This is a genomic window from Actibacterium lipolyticum (assembly GCF_900184935.1).
GTDB lineage: Bacteria > Pseudomonadota > Alphaproteobacteria > Rhodobacterales > Rhodobacteraceae > Actibacterium_A > Actibacterium_A lipolyticum.
On record NZ_FXYE01000001.1, the window covers coordinates 1,572,427 to 1,591,480 of the forward strand.

The following is a 19,054-nucleotide window of genomic DNA, read 5'->3' on the forward strand; positions in this document are numbered from 1 at the left end:
TTAACCATTCTTATTCAGTGTGAGGTTGAGACTAGGGGAATACAACGGAGAGAATTTTATGCGCGTCCTTTTGGTGGAAGACGATCCAACCACATCCAAAAGCATTGAATTGATGCTGACCCACGCCAATCTGAACGTCTATACGACCGACCTTGGCGAAGAAGGGATCGATCTGGCCAAACTATATGATTACGATCTTATTTTGTTGGATTTGAACCTTCCTGACATGAATGGCCATGAAGTTTTGCGCCAGTTGCGGCTGGCACGGGTCGATACGCCGATTCTTATTTTGTCTGGCGAAGACGATACAGACAACAAACTCAAAGGGTTCGGATTCGGCGCCGATGACTATCTGACCAAGCCGTTCCATCGCGAAGAATTGGTCGCCCGTATCCACGCGATTATCCGTCGCTCAAAAGGGCATGCGCAATCGACGATCAGTACGGGCCGGATCACGGTGAACCTTGATGCAAAAACGGTTGATGTCGATGGACGCACGGTTCACTTGACCGGCAAAGAATACCAGATGCTTGAACTGCTGAGCCTTCGTAAAGGAACAACTCTTACGAAAGAGATGTTCCTGAACCACCTGTACGGCGGGATGGACGAACCAGAGCTGAAGATCATCGATGTGTTTATCTGCAAGCTTCGCAAGAAATTGACCCAAGCGACGGGCGGCGAAAACCACATTGAGACGGTCTGGGGCCGCGGTTATGTGCTGCGCGATCCAGAGGTCGCAAACGAACCAGTGCGCGTTGCCATCGGCGCATGAAACGCCGGGCGGGGCGAAATCTAACCGCCCGGTAATCAGATCACATCTGGACCTCCACGGGGCGTCCTCCTATCACTTTCGGAGGAAACCTGCGGAGGGCCGGCATGGCAGGGCAAATACCCGTCGAAAAATTGACCGAAGATCAAGCCAAGGCAGAGCTGGCCAAGCTGGCCAGTTTACTAGCTGAGGCCGATGCTGCGTACCATCAGCATGACGCACCAGAGATTTCGGACGCCGAATACGACGCGTTGAAGAAGCGCAACAAGGAAATTGAAACGCAATTTCCATTACTTAAGCGTGCTGACAGCCCCTCGGAAACCGTTGGCGCAGCGCCAGCAGATGGGTTTTCAAAGGTTCGGCATGTGGTGCGCATGCTGTCCCTTGGAAATGCGTTTGAGGATGAGGACGTATCAGAATTTGATGCGCGCATCCGGAAATACCTTGGCTTAGGCGCGGACGCAGCGCTGGCCTATACCGCAGAGCCCAAGATCGATGGCCTTTCTCTGTCCCTGCGTTACGAAAACGGCAATCTGGTTCAGGCAGCAACGCGAGGCGATGGCGAAACGGGTGAGAATGTCACCGCAAATGCTCGTACTATAAACGATATTCCAGAAAACCTGACAGGCGCGCCAGAGGTTCTGGAGGTACGTGGCGAAGTCTATATGAGCCACGCGGATTTTGATGCGTTGAACGAACGTCAGGCGGCAAAGGGTGACAAAGCCTTTGCCAACCCACGCAACGCAGCCGCCGGTTCTTTGCGCCAATTGGACCCGGCGATCACCAAAGAGAGACCACTTAGGTTTTTCGCCTATGCCTGGGGGGATCTGTCTGCACCGCTGAGTGATACGCAAAAGGGCGCGATTGACCGGTTGTCGGAACTCGGGTTCCAGACCAATCCGTTGACTGACCTGTGCGATGGTCCAACGGAGATGCTGTCACACTATCGCGCGATCGAAGCACAGCGCGCGACTTTGGGCTACGATATTGATGGTGTGGTTTATAAGGTGAATGACCTTGCGCTTCAGGCGCGTCTTGGGTTCCGTTCAACGACGCCACGCTGGGCGATTGCTCATAAGTTCCCGGCTGAACTGGCTTGGACACGGCTTGAGAAAATAGAAATCCAAGTCGGCCGCACGGGCGCAATTTCCCCCGTGGCGCGTCTTCATCCAGTAACGGTTGGCGGGGTGGTAGTGTCGAACGCCACGCTGCACAACGAAGATTACATCGCCGGTCGCGATGCAAAGGGAAACCCGATCCGCGATGGAAAGGACATCCGCGAAGGGGACTGGGTGCAAGTCTATCGCGCGGGGGATGTTATTCCTAAAATCGCGGATGTTGACCTAAGCAAACGCCCCGAGGGTGCGATACCTTATGTCTTTCCAACCGATTGTCCCGAATGTGGATCCGAAGCCATTCGTGAAGAGGGCGACGCCGTTCGCCGCTGCACCGGTGGGTTGATCTGCCCGGCGCAGGCCGTCGAAAAGTTGAAACATTTTGTCTCTCGCACTGCCTTTGACATTGACGGGCTGGGCGCGAAACAGGCGGAACAGTTTTATCGCGAAGGGTGGATCAAGGAACCTGCCGATATCTTCACCTTGGAAGAACGGTTTGGTTCGGGCCTTCAACAGCTTAAAAATCGGGAAGGTTGGGGGGAAAAGTCTGCTCGAAACCTGTTTGATGCCATCGCCGAGCGGCGCACAATTGCTCTGAACCGGTTGATCTTTGCTCTGGGAATCCGGCACGTTGGGGAAAGCGCATCGTCGCTTTTGGCAGGACACTATGGAAGCTGGGCCGCGTTTGAAAGCGCGATGACCGCAGCAACAGTGGGCGAAGGACCGGAGTGGGAAAACCTGATGGCGATCGATGGGGTGGGCGCAGTTATGGCCAAGGCGTTGGTGACAACCTTCCACCAACCGGCCGAACGCGCGTCGATTGACCGGTTGGTGGCCCACCTGAATGTAGAGGATATGGCCGCGCGCGGGAAATTAGACAGCCCGGTCGCGGGTAAGATCGTGGTTTTCACCGGCACGTTGGAAAAGATGACACGGGCCGAGGCTAAGGCGCGGGCCGAAGCGCTTGGCGCGAAGGTTGCGGGCTCTGTTTCGGCCAAGACCGACATTCTGATTGCCGGGCCAGGTGCCGGTTCGAAGGCTAAGAAGGCTGCCGACTTGGGTGTAGAAACCATCGATGAAGACGCGTGGTTGGCGTTGATAGGCGACGCATGAGCCGCCGACCCGACATTCTGTTTCCGCTGTTTGCGGACCTTGAAGGGCTTGACGGCGTTGGCCCCAAGACGGCGAAGAATTTCGCGCAGATGGGGGTCGAAAAGCCGCGCGATCTTCTTTTTACATTGCCGCATTCGGGCGTGGACAGAAGTCGCCGGGCCTCTGTGAGTGAGGTCACGCCGGGCGGCACTGCGACGGTCGAGGTGGAGGTGGGCCTGCATAATCCTCCACGAACCAAGGGGCGCCCTTATCGGGTGCAGGTGGAAGATGCCAAAACAAGCTTCCAGTTGGTCTTTTTCCACGGCAACGGGCCTTATCTTCAAAAACTATTGCCGACGGGGCAACGGCGTGTGGTTTCCGGGAAAGTAGAGCTGTTCGATGGCGTGGCCCAGATGGTGCACCCCGATCACATCTTGCCGCTGGAAGAAGCCGACACCATCCCGCCCTATGAGCCGGTCTATCCGCTGACCGCCGGGATAACCCAAAAAGTCGTTACGAAGGCGGCGATTTCAGCGTTGGAACGTGTGCCCGAACTTGCCGAATGGATCGATCCAGCGCTGAAAGAGCGTGAAGATTGGCCCGACTGGGTTGACGCAATCAAAGCAGTTCATGCACCTGCAAATTCGACTGATTTGGCCGTCACAAGCCCGGCGCGCCAGCGGCTTGCCTATGATGAACTATTCTCGCATCAGCTGACGCTGGCCCTGGCGCGGCAGGCTGTGCGGCGGGGGGCCGGTGTGCCAACCCAAGGCAACGGCAAGTTGCGTGCGAAGGTGTTGGCGGCCTTGCCATATGACCCGACGGGCGCGCAAGAACGCGCGATGTCTGAAATTGGGGCTGATATGGCGCTGCCCAGCCGGATGAACCGATTGCTGCAAGGCGACGTGGGGGCGGGCAAGACACTTGTGGCGTTCATGGCCCTGCTGATCGCGGTAGAGGCTGGCGGGCAGGGTGTGATGATGGCGCCGACAGAAATCCTTGCTCGACAACATCTGGAAAGCCTTCAGCCATTGGCCGAAGACGCAGGTGTGGTGTTGGAACTGTTGACCGGGCGCGACAAAGGTTCTGAACGCAAGGCCAAGCTGGCTGCCTTGGCAAGGGGCGACATCCAAATATTGGTCGGCACGCATGCCGTGTTCCAAAAAGATGTGGTATTCCACGATCTGCGCCTTGCAATCGTGGATGAGCAGCACAGGTTCGGCGTCAGCCAGCGGATGGAGCTTTCCGCCAAGGGGCAGGGCGCGCATGTGTTGGTTATGACGGCCACCCCCATCCCACGCAGCCTGTCGTTGGCGCAATACGGGGATATGGATGTCTCTGTCCTTGATGAGAAACCGCCTGGGCGGAAGCCTGTTAAGACGGCTCTTATTTCGACGGGTCGGATGGATGAGGTGGTGGAACACCTGCGTGGTGCGATCAACGACGGGCGGCAAGCCTATTGGGTGTGCCCTTTGGTCGAGGAAAGCGAAGTCGTTGACATGACGGCCGCAGAAGAGCGGTTCAAACGGCTGCGCGCGGTGTTCGGCGAAGGGCAGGTGGGCTTGGTTCACGGCCAGATGCCCCCGGCTGAAAAAGACGCCGCCATGGCCCGGTTTGTGGCGGGCGAAACCAAGGTTCTGGTCGCCACAACAGTGATTGAGGTTGGCGTGAACGTTCCCAATGCCTCGATCATGGTGATCGAACGCGCGGAAAGTTTCGGCTTGGCGCAGCTTCATCAGCTTCGTGGGCGGGTTGGGCGCGGGTCCGAAGCCTCGACCTGCTTGTTGATGTATCAGGCGCCGTTGACGGAAAGCGGGCGACGCCGACTAGAGATTTTGCGCGAAACCGAAGATGGCTTCCGGATTTCCGAGGAAGACTTAGCGATGCGTGGTGCAGGCGATGTGATCGGAACCGCACAATCCGGGCTGCCGCGCTTTCGGATCGCCGATATGGAGCGACAAGCCGCGCTGATGGCGGTGGCGCAAAGCGATGCGCGCAAACTTCTGAACGATGATCTGTCGTTGGAAACCAAGCGCGGACAGGCCGCGCGTGTTCTGTTGTGGCTAATGGAACAGGATAAATCCATTCGTTTAATTTCAGTAGGTTAGACGGACGGTTCCGCTTTGTTCGCAAATGTTCTTAAAAAGTTCTTTACTTTTGAGGGTGAATTTGAGAACAAAGTAGCAACAGAGGTATCATCGCAAGGAATATTCACCATGCTGACTGAACTGAAAGCCGTTATGAACCGCTCCTCCGCGACCCTTATTCAGGATGCCGCGGGTGCCATGGCTCTTGTTGTAATGCTTCTTGTCGGCCTTCACCTGCCAGGGTTGGTCTGACCCCCAAGTTTACTGCCTGCGATCTGCCGGGTTGCGCATCCTGTCCCCAACATCCGATGCGCCGCTTCTGACACCGCCTGTCCCAAAGCTGCGAAGTCGCCTTGTTCTTCGCCAAAGATCCGGAACATCAGATACGCGACTTGCCGCCGCCTTCTCCCCAAGAAGAGCGGCGGTTTTTTTTATGCGCAGGCGGTTTTTGCGGCTTCGTCAAACGCATCCAATGTGGCGTCCAACGACAGCAAGATCGAAGCGTGACGGTTTTTATATTCGCGAGCGGGTGACAGCACCTCTAGCCCATCGAAGGGGGCTTGGGGCACGGGGCCGTCCTCCTTCAGCATCGCCTTCAGTTGATCACGTGCTGTTTCAACCTCGGCGCGGGTGCGACCGATGATATTTGCCCCAACCACTGAAGCAGAGGCTTGCCCAAGCGCGCAGGCTTTTACATCTTGCGCGAAATCTGTGATTTTTCCGTCTTCAACGACAAGATCGACAGAAACGGTGGACCCACACAGCGGTGCGCGTTTCTTTGCGGATGCAGACGGCGCATCCAGTTGCCCCAGATGGGGGATGTCGGCAGCCAATTCGAGAATTCGCTGTGAGTAGAGCTTTATAAGGTCGTTCTCGGCGCTCATAGCTTTCCCTTTTCGCTGGTTCTCATTAAATAGCCTCAGAACCCGATTTTGCAAAGGTCAGCTGCCATGTCGTTTGATGTATCCACACTAAAGTATGATGTGAACGGTCTGATCCCAGCAATCGCACAAGCCGAAGATGGCGAGGTGTTGATGATGGCTTGGATGAATGCCGAGGCGGTCACCAAGACATTAGAAACGGGCCGGGTCACGTATTGGTCACGCTCGCGCCAAGCCTTTTGGATCAAGGGCGAAACCAGCGGGCACACACAGCGATTGATCGATTTCCGTGTGGATTGTGACCGGGATTGCCTATTGGTCATCGTGGAACAGGCCGGACCGGCATGTCATACGAACCGCCGCAGCTGTTTTTACACAAGCGTCCAAAACGGCGAAGAGGTTGAGCTTTCCACGCCGATGGAGTGAGCCTAAAGCCCAACCATCCGGCGGATATCTTCGGGCGATGCGCCGTCTTGACGAAACAGCCGTATCGCCTTGGAATCGTGACGTTTTGCAAGCCGTTTTCCATCCTCATCGCGGATAAGAAGATGGTGGAAATAGGTCGGTGTCGGCAGATCAAGCAAGGCTTGCAGCAGGACCTGAACAAAGGTCGCCTCATACAGGTCCACGCCGCGGACCACCTCTGTGATGCCTTGGGCAGCGTCGTCCCAGACAGCGGCCAGCAGATAGGAAACGGTCTCAATCTCTTTGCGGCCTAGCACAACGTCACCAGTACCGGAGATAAGGGTTTCGGCGTCTAACTGATGCGTACCGGTATGATCTGGCCCGTTCTCGATAAATCCACAATTACTAGTATTACCAATGGCTTCTACTGCCTTCCTCATATTCAGACGAAGCGCATCACCTGGTTTGCGGCTGTCCAAATCGCGGCCACGGCAGGTTCCCGGATAGACAATCCCGTCAGGGCCGACAAGCGGCGCGCCTTCTTGAGGTGCCGAAAGTGCGGCCCGGATATCGCCACGTGTGCAGCTGCATGGATAGATCAGACCGCGCGCCGCAAGTTGGTCTAGCACCCGGTCATAGTCTTCAAGATGTTCGGATTGGCGTCTGACAGGCGTTTCCCATTCAAGACCCAGCCAATGCAGGTCTTCGTAAATCAGGGTTTCCCATTCCGGTTTGCATCGCTGCGTGTCGGTGTCTTCGATCCTAAGGAGGAATTCACCGCCATGCAGACGCGCGCGATCATACGCCAGCAAGGCGGAATAGGCATGGCCAAGGTGCAGCGGCCCGGTCGGCGAAGGGGCAAACCGGGTGCGATAGGTCACTGCGCCAACCAGCCTTTCCAAAGCTCTTTCGCGCGATCTGTATAGGCCTTGTAGCGGTCTTTGCGGCCACGGCGACCGCCTTTCAGACCTTCAACAGGTGGGAACAGCCCGAAATTAACGTTCATCGGCTGAAAGGTCTTCGCCTCGGCCCCACCAGTGATGTGAGTGACAAGCGCGCCCATCGCCGTTTCAGCGGGCGGCGTCGTCAATTCCTTGCCGGTGATCTCAGCAATAGCAAAGCGAGCAGCCAACAGCCCCATCGCGGCACTTTCAACATATCCTTCCACGCCTGTGATCTGGCCCGCGAACCGGATATTAGGGCGTGATTTCAGACGCATCTGGTCATCCAGCAGCGTTGGCGAATTTAGGAACGTGTTGCGGTGGATGCCGCCAAGCCGAGCGAACTTTGCGTCTTCCAATCCCGGAATCATCCGGAAAACATCGGTTTGTGCGCCATACTTCATCTTTGTTTGGAAGCCGACGATGTTGAACAATGTGCCAAGTGCGTTGTCGCGGCGAAGCTGAACAACGGCATATGCTTTGACATCCGGTTGATGTGGGTTGGTCAGGCCGACGGGCTTCATCGGACCAAAGCGCAAGGTTTCGCGCCCGCGCTCTGCCATCACCTCAATCGGGAGGCAGCCGTCGAAATAACCCGCGGTTTCACCTTCGTGAAACTCGGTCTTATCCGCGGCAAGGATTGCATCAATGAACGCTTCGTATTGGTCGCGGTCCATCGGGCAGTTAAGATAGGCCTTACGCTCTTCTTCCGTCTCGCCCTTGTCGTAGCGGGACTGGAACCAGGCCTTGTCCATATCAACGCTGTCGGCATAGACGATCGGCGCGATTGCGTCGAAAAAGGCCAGCGCCTCGGCACCCGTTTCCGCGCGGATCGCTTCGGCCAAATTGCCCGAGGTCAGCGGGCCGGTCGCGATGATCCAATGACCGTCATCGGGCAGGGCGGCAATCTCTCCCTCTTCGATGGTCACCAACGGATGTTCACGCAGGCGCGCTGTGACGCCTTCGGCAAACTGATCCCGATCCACAGCAAGCGCGCCACCAGCGGGCAGGGAATGTGCGTCGGCCATTTCCATGATCAAACCACCGGCTTCGCGCATCTCCCAATGCAGAAGGCCAACAGCGTTCTGTTCGCTATCGTCTGACCGGAAAGAGTTTGAGCAGACCATTTCCGCCAGATTGCCGGTTTGGTGTGCGAACGTGCCGACATGGGGGCGCATTTCATGAATGACCACGGGAATGCCTGCCTGAGCAGCCTGCCACGCAGCTTCGGACCCGGCCATGCCGCCGCCGATGATATGGAGTTTTTCTGTCATATCCGGCGATTTAGGCGAGAATGGTGGAAAGGGAAAGGGGCAGCACGTGGCTGCCCCGATAAGTTTTCCGTTTTTTCGGTGCCGTCTTTGCAGATGGCGCGCCAAACATGGTCTGCAACAAGAACCCAATCGCCTTAAGAAAGCGGTGGCTTCTTATATGCGTGCGGTCCTATTCGTCGCCTTGTTCGATTTCTTCGTCGCCTTGATCCGCGATCCAAGCAACCGAAACGACCTCTTCCTTCTTGGCGGTGTCGAAGACCTTTACGCCACCAGCGCTGCGCGAACGGAACGAGATTCCGTCAACAGGGCAGCGAATGGATTGCCCAGTCGACGTCGCAAGCATGATCTGATCATCCATTTCGACAGGGAAGGACGCAACGAGGCGACCGCCCCGCATGGCCTTATCCATCGCCTGAACGCCTTGGCCACCACGACCCCGAACCGGGTAGTCATGGCTGGACGACAGTTTGCCCGCGCCACCGGAGGTAATCGTCAAAATCAGATCCTCGGCGGCCGACATTTCGGCGTAACGCTCTTGGCTGAAATCGGCGGCTTCGGCGACGGCCTCTTCCTCATCGCTTTCGGCGTCATCTGCCAGGCCAGCAACGGCACGGCGCATTTTCAAATACGCAGCACGCTCTTCCGAAGAGGCTTCGAAATGCCGGATAACCGCCATCGAGACCACTTCGTCACCTTCACCAAGGCGAATACCACGAACACCGGTGGAATCGCGCCCTTTAAAGACACGCACCGCCGTGGTTGGGAAGCGGATCGCCCGCCCGCTAGAGGTTACAAGCATTACGTCGTCATCTTCCGTACAGATACGCGCGTTTACCAAGCTTGTCTCGTCGGGCAGCTTCATCGCGATCTTGCCGTTCGACTTCACGTTGGTGAAATCAGACAACTGATTGCGGCGCACATCACCTGCCGTGGTGGCAAAGACGATCTGAAGGTCAGACCATTCTTCTTCGGGACGATCGACGGGCATGATTGCAGCAACAGAAACGCCCTGAGGGATCGGCAGGATGTTGATAATCGCCTTGCCCTTGGCCGTCCGCCCACCTTGTGGCAGGCGCCATGTTTTCAGCTTATAAACCATGCCTTCGGTCGTGAAGAACAACAGTTGCGTGTGGGTGTTGGCCACGAAGAGGGTGGTTACGACATCCTCTTCTTTGGTCGCCATCCCGCTGATGCCTTTGCCGCCGCGACGTTGGGCGCGGAAATCTGCAAGGGGTGTACGTTTGATGTAACCTCCGCTGGTGACGGTCACGACCATATCTTCGCGTTCGATCAGATCTTCGTCGTCCATATCGCCGGACCAATCGATGATCTCTGTACGCCGTGGAACGGCGTGTTGTTCGCGAACATCGCGCAGCTCGTCACCGATAATCGCCATGATCCGTTCGCGGGAACGCAGAATATCAAGGTATTCGCGGATTTTTGCTGCAAGGTCCTGCAACTCATCCGTTACTTCCTTGACGCCCATGGCGGTCAAGCGTTGCAAGCGAAGTTCCAGGATCGCACGCGCCTGCGTTTCTGACAGGTAATAAGTCCCGTCATCATTCATCTTGTGGGTCGGATCGTCGATCAGCTGGATGTATTCAGCGATATCATGTGCGGGCCAACGGCGGCTCATCAGCTTTTCGCGGGCTTCGGCCGGATCGTTCGAGGAACGGATCGTCGCAACCACTTCATCAACGTTCGAAACGGCAACGGCCAGACCACATAGAATGTGGCTGCGTTCACGTGCTTTGCGCAGCTCATAAGCAGTGCGGCGCGCGATAACTTCTTCGCGGAAGTCAATGAAAGCAGTCAGGAATTTGCGAAGCGTCAGTTGTTCTGGCTTGCCACCATTCAACGCCAGCATGTTAGCCCCGAACGAGGTCTGCATCGGCGTGAAGCGGAACAGCTGGTTTAGAACAACCTCTGCCGTGGCATCGCGTTTCAATTCAATCACGACCCGAACGCCAACGCGGTCAGATTCATCCTGAATGGAGGAGATGCCTTCAAGCTTCTTATCGCGGACAAGTTCGGCGATCTTTTCGATCATCGACGCTTTGTTCACCTGATAAGGAATCTCATCCAGAACAATGGCATAGCGGTCTTTTCTGATCTCTTCGATCCGTGTTTTTGCACGGATTACGATCGAACCACGGCCTTCAAGATACGCTTTGCGCGCACCGGTACGGCCCAGGATGATACCGCCCGTCGGGAAGTCCGGCGCGGGGACGTATTCCATCAGCTGTTCGGATGTCAGATCAGGGTCGTCGATCAGCGCCAGCGTGGCATCGATGACTTCGCCCAGGTTGTGGGGCGGAATCCGCGTGGCCATACCAACGGCGATACCTTCGGCACCGTTGACCAGCATATTCGGGAAACGCGCAGGCAGGACGGTCGGTTCCATCCGTTCGTTTGCGTAGTTTGGGATGAAGTCGACAGTTTCCTTGTCGATATCAACCAAAAGCTGCTCGGCCACCTTTTTCAGGCGGCTTTCGGTGTACCGATAAGCCGCGGCAGGGTCGCCATCCATGGAGCCAAAGTTGCCCTGACCGTCGATCAGCGGCACGGACATCGAAAAGTCCTGCGCCATGCGGACAAGCGATTCATAAACCGCCGAATCCCCGTGTGGGTGATACCGGCCCATAACGTCGCCCACGGCCGTGGCGCATTTACGATATGGTTTGTTCTGAGTCTGCCCGTTTTCCCACAGCGTATAAAGAATGCGCCGGTGCACAGGTTTCAGGCCATCTCGAAGATCGGGGATCGCACGGCTTACGATCACGCTCATGGCATAGTCCATGAACGAGGTCTGCATCTCTTCCTCGATGGAAATCGTCGGACCGTCGTATTTCGGCGTGTCCGGCGTGTTTTCGTCTTCGTTTTCAGGGGTTTCTGGCGTGTCGTTCACGTAGTGTCCCGTCGGTCGTTGCACGATCTATATATTGTTGAAATTATTATATCTTATCCCGGATATAGGGTGCAATGGGTGGTTGCCCGGAATATGAGCAGCCTCTGAGGGAGAGTGCTAACATACTGTTTTTATTGAAAACTAAATCAGCTCTGGCATGATTAAAATCAGCGATGTCACAAAGGAGCAGTAAATTGACGACCAATGAGACAGAGTTGATGCTAAAAGGGTACGGCCTGACCACCGCCGAATTCTTCTATCACATGCCGGATTTCAAGCATGTGCTGAACACCTTCATCTGGCAGGAATACGATCTGGCGCCCGATCACCCACGGCTTTTTAAGTTTATCGAATTCTGGCAGGACCAGATCGAAGGCCCACTTCATTCTGTGCGGTTCACTCATCGAAAGATGATGTCATCGGGCGAATGGCGAAACGTCGTTGGTGAATTTACGCTTCACTAGTCGCGCGAGGAAACAGCGGCGGCCAGCCAAATAAGCGCCAGAATTGCCGACAGAACGGCATTCCAGCTGGCCATGGATAGGTTTAGGACCGGATCAGCCCAAGCCACGACATCACACATCACAACGGTGGGTGCTGCGTCAAAGTTCAACAAATCCGCGCCTGAGAGGCCAGATAGGGCATTGCCGCTGCCTGAGCAGGAGGTGGGGCCTTCCCACCATTTACGCTCTACGCCGGTGTGGTAGATGCCGATGCCGCTGGTCGTTGCGGCGGCAAGAAGCCCCGCGATGGGGAACCAGATTGTACGGGTAAACCACGCCAGAGGGCCCAGCAATATTGCCGCCAAATGGGGCCACCGCTGCCAAAGGCACATTTTGCACGGGGCGACACCGCCGATAAACTGAAAGGCAAAGGCACCCAGCAAAAGGGCAAGCGACCCACCCGAAGCAAGAACCACCAGCTGTTTGCGTGTCATAGATATTTCACCATCACGAATCCTCCGACCAGCAACACCATGAAGACGGTGAAGAGCAAGCCAAGACGCTTGTCGATGAAATCACGAATTGGTGCGCCGAACTTCCAAAGCAATGCGGCGACAATGAAAAACCGTGCGGCCCGCGCGATGATCGAGGCGATGATAAACACCCCAAGGTTCAAGCCCGTGGACCCCGAAAGGATCGTGATCACCTTGAACGGGAAGGGCGTAATACCTGCGATCAGAACGGCCCACGCGCCCCATTCGTTGTAACGCGTGCGGAATTCTTCAAAATAGGCATCCTTGCCATAGAACTCCAAAACCGGGCGGCCAACGCTGTCGAACAGGCCGTAACCGATATAATAGCCCACCAACGCGCCCAATACAGAACCAAGCAACGCAACGCCCGCGATCAACCATGCGCGGCGTGGGCTGGCGATAATCATCGGGATCATCAGCACATCTGGCGGGATCGGAAAGACAGAGCTTTCGACGAAGGCCACAAAACCCAAAATCCACAGCGCATTTTTACTTTCGGCTTGGGAAAGCGTCCATTCATAAAGTCTTCTGATCATGGGCCGGCCTTTTACTAAACACCCGCCACATGCAACACGGGGTGGGCGCGGGGTCAAGTCATGCAAGCCATTGCGCGAAGCTGTTGAGGCGGTAAATTAGCCTCTGAACCGAAGGCAGGAGTTGTTATGAAGTGGCAAGGTAGGCGCGGTAGCCGGAATATTGAAGACAGACGATCACGCGGTGGCACGGGCGCGGGTGCTGTTGGCGGCGTGGGCCTTTTGGCGGTTTTGGCCATCGGCTATTTCTTGGGGATCGATGTGTCACCCTTGTTGGAACAAGGCGCGGTCAACCAAGGTGGTGAGGTGGAACTGACCGAAGCCGATGAACGCGCAGGTAAGTTCGTGTCTGTGACACTTGCCGACACCGAAGAAATTTGGGCGGATTTGTTCCGCCAACAAGTTGGCCAAGCTTATAACGCACCCACTCTTGTTCTGTTCAAAGGGTCCACCAGTTCGCCTTGCGGCGGCGCAAGTGGGGCGACTGGGCCGTTCTATTGCCCGGCCGACAAAAAGGCGTATCTGGACACTGGGTTCTTCACCACAATGGAACGTCAGCTTGGTGCCAAGGGCGATTTTGCTGCGGCCTATGTTGTGGCGCATGAAATCGCGCATCACGTTCAGAACGAACTTGGCGTCCTAGGCAAGGCAAACGCGCTGCGTCGGCAGGTTTCAGAGAAGCAATCTAATGAGATTTCGGTACGTATTGAACTTCAGGCCGACTGCCTTTCAGGCATTTGGGCGGTTCACGCGCAGCGGCAATTCGGAAGCCTTGAACGCGGCGATCTGGCCGAGGCGATGAATGCCGCCAAACAGATCGGCGATGACACATTGCAACGCAACGCGGGGCGGGTTCCGATGCCACACACGTTTACCCATGGCACATCCGAACAACGTCAACGATGGTTCGCGAAAGGTTACGAAAGTGGGCGCATCGCAGATTGTGATACGTTTGGCGCGAGTCGACTTTAGCGGGTGGTGGTTTCCATATGAGCAACAATGGCTAGTGCGAAGGCGCATTGTTTTCTGAACTGTGCCCGCATTGTGTCAAGTATATGATTTATCAACCAAAAGCGGAGAGAGTTCTTGCGATACTGGGCCGCAAATGTGATTGAATAGCATTGGGGGCCAACTGAAGGGCTTAATGGTGAAATTCGGTTCAATTTGTGTTGCCTTTTTATGTGCACTTAACTTTCCGACCGTTCTAAGCGCCGCAACCTTGGCGCAGCCCGGCTTCACGGAAGTTGAGGTCGTGAACGTGAACGATCGTCGCGGCAACTTCGGCAACATCACGTTTGATGATGCCGGAAATGCGTATGTCGTGGGTGCAAACCGTCGCGACAACGGACAGGTCTATCGTATCGAAGACGATGGTTCGCTGACCCTGATCGGGGATGCGACATCAGGCAACCAAACCGCGACCGGCATTACCTTCAAAGACGGAAGCCTCTTTGTTACGTCGTCCCATGGGCGGCTGTATGAAATGGACGCCGTCACGGGCCAAACCACGGTTCTGACCAAGCTTAAGACCAAGGACCCAACGGACGTTCAGATCATCGATGGTCTTTACGGCGCCGAATTCACAATTCTGGTTGTGGCTGAAGACGGCGGCGCGACGTGGGTGGATGGCACAACTGGCGAAGTCCAGCTGACGACATCGGGCCTGCCATCGATGAACGCGATTGAGGTGGGCGCAGACGGAACGTTGTTTGCGCTTAGTGATGAAAGCCCAAGCGGGCTCTTTTCGTTCGATGAAAACGGCCTGATCGAAACTGTCGTCGAAGCGCCGGGTGGCGTTAGCTTTGAAAATTTGGCGATTCATCAGGGAACCGGCGAAATCTTCGCAAGCACATCAGCTGGTGAGATTTACGTGTTCGACCCGCTTACGCTTAACGCGACTTTGTTTGCCTCTGATCTGGCACAAGGCGGCGCGTTGAGCTTTTCGGCTGATGGCACGCAGCTTTATTTCGGCGAACAAGAAGGACGGGGCGGGTACACGATCAGCTATTTCGATGGCTTTGATCAATATGAACTGTCCGCTGTCCCACTTCCTGCGACGCTTCCGTTACTGGGCGCGGCGGTAGGAATAATGGCATACGCACGGCGACGCAAAAAAACGAAAAGCTGAACGTCGAAAACCACTTGCACCGGCTGTCTGATCTGATACCACCCGTTGCGCAAGCCCGAGTGGCGGAATGGTAGACGCAGGGGATTCAAAATCCCCCGCCGCAAGGCGTGAGAGTTCGAATCTCTCCTCGGGCACCATCCCCAAGTTTAAAGACGATCACAGCACCTGTGCTGTGCTTTGATTCGTATGGTGTTACCGGCTGTGTGTCACAAACGGATGACAGCGTTGTGTGATGGCGTGACACAAACGTGAAAAACACTGTTTCTAATCGGGTGCGATAGCCGACTGGCGCAATTTCGGGTTCATAAACAATCAACGATCGAAACCTGTCTATTCAGCTAAGAAAAAGCCTGAATTTTGAAGTTGGCATTCAAACAGCACGCCTGATTGCTTTCCACAGGGAAACAATAGGTGGTGTATGGCGAAAGTTTTATTACAAGATTTGCACGCATGCGGTGAAAAGGTCGCCACATTCTCGCCATTTTTGCTTTGAGTTCCTGCAGAGTTATCGTTAAATGAAGTCGGTCCGTGGGGGACTTACTTTGAGTATATTACGATTATGCATCTGTTATGATGCGGGTGGACGGTGCGGATTGCTTAGCTTGGGCAAAAGACGCACAAATTCGACTTTGAAATGTGGGCCGTTCAGGATTGTTCGGCTTGATGGCTTGCAAGGCTGGGCACCGCCCAACTAATACCGTTTGCGCCGTGGCGTGAACGACACGAAATCTTACCCCTACGGAACTGTTAATAAACGCAAACCTGAGTTTTGGTTTGCCACTTCAGTTAGGGGTTTGGGTATGTCCGACGATCGCCGTGATTTGATTAACGCAGGTACGAACAGCGACAGCATTGATCTCAAATCAGCAGATAGTGAACGGGTGTCCGAAACCATCTCTGAACAACCTCGTCTGAAGCCCGGCTCGCAAGTTGTGCCTTGTTTCACGCCGGGGACAATGATCGCCACGATCAAAGGCGAACGACCAGCCGAAGATCTGCGTGAGGGCGATAAAGTCATCACGCGCGACAATGGTATTCAGGAAATTCGTTGGGCGGGTAAAAAGACGCTGAACGGGAAAGAACTGACCCTAGATCATCATCTAAAGCCGGTTCTGATCCGCGAAGGTGCGTTGGGCCAAGGCCTGCCAGAGCGTGATATGCTTGTTAGCCCAGATCACCGCCTGTTGGTGGCCAATGACAAAACCGCGCTTCATTTCGACGAGCGTGAGGTGTTGGTGGCGGCCAAGCATCTGGTGAACAACCGTGGAATTGAGGTGAAGAACGCCCATTCCGCAACCTATATCCACTTTCTGTTCGATCGCCATGAGGTCGTCTTGTCGAACGGCGCATGGAGCGAAAGCTTCCAGCCGGGCACGCAATCCCTTGCCGGAATGGGGAAAGAGCATCAGGACGAGATTCTGGACCTGTTCCCCGACTTGGACACAACCAAGGGGCGTGAACGGCATTCCGTCGTCCGAAAATCCCTTAAGAAGATCGAAGCGCTGCTTTTGAAGCAGTAGGTCGCCGGATTTAGCCGCGCATCCGTTTCCCATCGGCGTCGAACAGCGGGCTGGTGATTAGTCGGGCAGGGCGCTTGTTGCCAAGTATCTCGATCTCTACGGCCAGACCGTCCTTGGCAAGATCGCTTGGTACGAACCCTTGCGCGATGGATTTCTTCGCCCAATGTGAATGCCCACCCGACGTGCAAAAGCCCTGAACCGCGCCGTCAATCCAGATTGGTTCATAGGCGATGACATCTGCGTCAGCTGCGTCAACTTCGAACGCGCACAGTTTGCGCGCGGCGCCGTTTGCGCGTTCAGCCTCGGCTGGTTTACGGCCAATGAAATCGGTGCTTTTGTTGAATGCGATAAATCGATCCAAACCAGTTTCCGCCGCTGTGTAGTCGGGTGAAAACTCGCGAAGCCATGCGCCAAAGAACTTGTCCAATCGCAGGCTCATCATCGCGCGCATACCAAACGGGCGCAGGCCAAGATCCTGTCCTGCGGTCCAAAGGGCGTTCCAAAGGGCGCGCTGGCTTATCGGGTCGGTGTAAATCTCAAACCCAAGATCGCCGGTGTAGCTTAGCCGTTGAACGATACAGTCGGCCATGCCCACGGTCATCGGCCTCACATCCATAAAGCGCATCGTGCCGACATCTGACCGGGTACAGCGTTGCAGCAACTCTCCAGCGCGTGGCCCGGCAATCTGAAAGCCGTTCCGCGTGTCAGAGATGTTTTTGACCTGAACATCGCCCTCAAGGTTCTGAAGGAACCAGCGCAGGTGAAACTCCTGCGATCCGTAGGACGCAGTCAGCTGATACTCTTCTTCGTGCAGGCAAGAGACCGTGAAATCCCCGATCAGCTTACCCTTTGGTGATAGCATCGGGGTAAGAGAAACCCGGCCAACATTAGGAATGCGGCCCGCCATGATCCGATCAAGCCACGCGCGCGCATCGCTGCCAGTGACCAGAAACTTGCTAAAGTTGTGAACCTCGTTGATGCCAACAGCTTCGCGCACGGCTTTGACTTCGCGCGCTGTCGCATCCCATGCGTTTGAACGGCGGAAGCTTGGTGTTTCGTACCGCGGTTCTGCGCCTTCGGCGAAATAGTTCACGACCTCCAGCCCGAATTGCTGGCCCCAAACTGCGCCCATGCCATCAAAAATGTCGAACATTGGGGTCGTTTTGAAGGGGCGTGCAGCGGGGAGTTCTTCGTTCGGGTAGGTGACGGAGAACCGGTTTTGGTAATTCTCGATGACTTTCGGGCGCGTATAGCCGGGGGTGATCCAGTTGCCGAACCGTGCGCAATCCAGCGCGAAAGAGTTTTGCGCCGGTTCACCATCAATCATCCATTGCGCCAAGGTCAGCCCAACACCGCCCCCTTGGCTGAAACCAGCCATCACCGCGCAGGCCGACCAGTAATTGCGCACGCCCGGCACCGGACCAACCAGCGGATTTCCATCGGGCGCAAAGGTGAACGGCCCGTTGATCACGGTCTTGACGCCGGCGCGTTCCAGAACCGGGAAGCGGCGATAGGCGAATTCGATGCTGTCTTCGACTTTTTCAAGCTTGTCGTTCAGCAGCTCATGCCCGAAATCCCATGGCGTGCCGTCCACGGCCCAAGGTTCACATTTCTTTTCATAAAACCCGATGCACAGCCCGCGCCCTTCTTGACGCAGATAGCTTTCGCCGCCGGGATCAATAACGTGAGGGAACTCTGAATCACGCTCGTAAATTTCGGGGATGTCATCGGTGACAAGGTACTGATGCTCCATCGGGTGGAGCGGAAAATAAATGCCCGCCATCGCGCCCACTTCGCGCGCCCAAAGCCCGCCTGCGTTCACGATATGCTCGGCGATGATGGTGCCTTTTTCGGTAACGACCTGCCAGCTGCCATCGGGTTGTTGATTGGTTTCCAGCACTCGGTTGTGAAGAACGATTTCGGCGCCACCCATCCGCGCGGCCTTGGCATAGGCATGGGTCGTTCCGGATGGATCAAGATGCCCATCAAGCGGATCGTACAAACCACCAACAATCCCGTCGATATTCACCAGTTCGGCACGTTCCTTAATTTCGGACGGGCCAAGAATTTCAGTGTGCAGCCCCATATAGCGATGCTTGGCACGCTCTGCCTTTAGCATATCAAGCCGTTCGGGGGTGTCGGCCAATGTAATGCCGCCCACATGGTGCAGGCCGCAGGACATTCCGGTAATCTCCTCCAGCTCTTTATAGAGTCCGATGGTATAGCCCTGAAGGGCCGCCATGTTGGTATCGCCGTTCAAGGTGTGAAAACCACCGGCTGCATGCCACGTAGACCCCGACGTCAGTTCGGAGCGTTCAATCAGCATGACGTCCGACCAGCCAAGTTTGGTCAGGTGGTAAAGAACCGAACATCCGACAACGCCGCCGCCGATCACACAGACTTGGGTATGGGTTTTCATGGCTTC

16 protein-coding genes and 1 tRNA gene are annotated in these 19,054 nt (G+C 55.8%); 10 read left to right on the top strand and 7 right to left on the bottom strand.

The window, feature by feature from the left end; genetic code table 11:
- Positions 1-58: 58 nt before the first annotated feature.
- From ctrA to COL8621_RS19385, 4 genes are all read left to right on the top strand, one after another.
- Positions 59-772 carry a response regulator transcription factor CtrA gene (ctrA, locus tag COL8621_RS07755; protein WP_093966673.1) on the top strand — a complete coding sequence of 238 codons (714 nt, stop codon included), beginning with the start codon at positions 59-61 and terminating at the stop codon, positions 770-772.
- A 104-nt stretch (positions 773-876) separates the two neighbouring features.
- Complete coding sequence (gene ligA / locus COL8621_RS07760) at positions 877-2,997, top strand: NAD-dependent DNA ligase LigA (RefSeq protein ID WP_093966674.1); 2,121 nt, start codon at positions 877-879, stop codon at positions 2,995-2,997.
- Positions 2,994-5,084 carry an ATP-dependent DNA helicase RecG gene (gene recG, locus COL8621_RS07765; protein WP_093966675.1) on the top strand — a complete coding sequence of 697 codons (2,091 nt, stop codon included), beginning with the start codon at positions 2,994-2,996 and terminating at the stop codon, positions 5,082-5,084. Before ligA ends, recG begins: the two co-directional genes overlap by 4 nt.
- Positions 5,085-5,192: 108 nt before the next feature.
- Positions 5,193-5,315, top strand: a complete 123-nt coding sequence (locus COL8621_RS19385) for a hypothetical protein (protein WP_268875512.1) — start codon at positions 5,193-5,195, stop codon at positions 5,313-5,315.
- A 179-nt stretch (positions 5,316-5,494) separates the two neighbouring features.
- Here the strand turns inward: COL8621_RS19385 and COL8621_RS07775 are convergent, their stop codons facing one another.
- Positions 5,495-5,947 (bottom strand): iron-sulfur cluster assembly scaffold protein, encoded by a 453-nt coding sequence (locus tag COL8621_RS07775; protein WP_093966677.1) that lies wholly within the window; start codon positions 5,945-5,947, stop codon positions 5,495-5,497.
- Between the two features lie 66 nt (positions 5,948-6,013).
- On the opposite strand from COL8621_RS07775, the gene hisI reads away from it, so the two are divergent.
- On the top strand, positions 6,014-6,370 hold the full coding sequence (gene hisI, locus COL8621_RS07780) for a phosphoribosyl-AMP cyclohydrolase (protein WP_176438449.1): 357 nt from the start codon (positions 6,014-6,016) through the stop codon (positions 6,368-6,370).
- A 2-nt stretch (positions 6,371-6,372) separates the two neighbouring features.
- On the opposite strand, the gene gluQRS is transcribed toward hisI, so the two are convergent.
- The 3 genes from gluQRS to gyrA form a co-directional block, all read right to left on the bottom strand.
- Positions 6,373-7,230 (bottom strand): tRNA glutamyl-Q(34) synthetase GluQRS, encoded by an 858-nt coding sequence (gluQRS, locus tag COL8621_RS07785; protein ID WP_093966679.1) that lies wholly within the window; start codon positions 7,228-7,230, stop codon positions 6,373-6,375.
- The gene (gene trmFO, locus COL8621_RS07790; protein ID WP_093966680.1) at positions 7,227-8,564 is read right to left on the bottom strand and encodes a methylenetetrahydrofolate--tRNA-(uracil(54)-C(5))-methyltransferase (FADH(2)-oxidizing) TrmFO; all 1,338 of its coding nucleotides are present in this window, start codon (positions 8,562-8,564) and stop codon (positions 7,227-7,229) included. The genes gluQRS and trmFO overlap by 4 nt, the downstream gene beginning before the upstream one ends.
- A 169-nt stretch (positions 8,565-8,733) precedes the next feature.
- Positions 8,734-11,472, bottom strand: a complete 2,739-nt coding sequence (gyrA, locus tag COL8621_RS07795) for a DNA gyrase subunit A (protein WP_093966681.1) — start codon at positions 11,470-11,472, stop codon at positions 8,734-8,736.
- Positions 11,473-11,666: 194 nt separating this feature from the next.
- Here gyrA and COL8621_RS07800 point away from each other — a divergent pair, with 194 nt between their 5' ends.
- Positions 11,667-11,936 carry an usg protein gene (locus tag COL8621_RS07800; protein WP_176438450.1) on the top strand — a complete coding sequence of 90 codons (270 nt, stop codon included), beginning with the start codon at positions 11,667-11,669 and terminating at the stop codon, positions 11,934-11,936.
- Here the strand turns inward: COL8621_RS07800 and COL8621_RS07805 are convergent.
- Entirely contained in the window at positions 11,933-12,409 is a 477-nt protein-coding gene (locus COL8621_RS07805) for a disulfide bond formation protein B (RefSeq protein ID WP_093966683.1), read from the bottom strand. The genes COL8621_RS07800 and COL8621_RS07805 overlap by 4 nt on opposite strands.
- On the bottom strand, positions 12,406-12,984 hold the full coding sequence (locus tag COL8621_RS07810; protein ID WP_093966684.1) for a YqaA family protein: 579 nt from the start codon (positions 12,982-12,984) through the stop codon (positions 12,406-12,408). The genes COL8621_RS07805 and COL8621_RS07810 overlap by 4 nt, the downstream gene beginning before the upstream one ends.
- Positions 12,985-13,110: 126 nt before the next feature.
- Between COL8621_RS07810 and ypfJ the strand changes: the two genes are divergently transcribed.
- The 4 genes from ypfJ (at position 13,111) to COL8621_RS07830 (ending at position 16,629) form a co-directional block, all read left to right on the top strand.
- The gene (ypfJ, locus tag COL8621_RS07815) at positions 13,111-13,953 is read left to right on the top strand and encodes a KPN_02809 family neutral zinc metallopeptidase (protein WP_093966685.1); all 843 of its coding nucleotides are present in this window, start codon (positions 13,111-13,113) and stop codon (positions 13,951-13,953) included.
- A 172-nt stretch (positions 13,954-14,125) separates the two neighbouring features.
- Complete coding sequence (locus tag COL8621_RS07820; RefSeq protein ID WP_093966686.1) at positions 14,126-15,109, top strand: outer membrane protein assembly factor BamB family protein; 984 nt, start codon at positions 14,126-14,128, stop codon at positions 15,107-15,109.
- A gap of 53 nt (positions 15,110-15,162) precedes the next feature.
- Positions 15,163-15,246, top strand: a tRNA-Leu gene (locus COL8621_RS07825).
- 663 nt (positions 15,247-15,909) lie between these two features.
- Entirely contained in the window at positions 15,910-16,629 is a 720-nt protein-coding gene (locus COL8621_RS07830) for a Hint domain-containing protein (protein WP_093966687.1), read from the top strand.
- A 10-nt stretch (positions 16,630-16,639) separates the two neighbouring features.
- Here the strand turns inward: COL8621_RS07830 and COL8621_RS07835 are convergent, their stop codons facing one another.
- Positions 16,640-19,048: a GcvT family protein gene (locus COL8621_RS07835; RefSeq protein ID WP_093966688.1), complete on the bottom strand. Its 2,409-nt coding sequence runs from the start codon at positions 19,046-19,048 to the stop codon at positions 16,640-16,642.
- Positions 19,049-19,054: the final 6 nt, after the last annotated feature.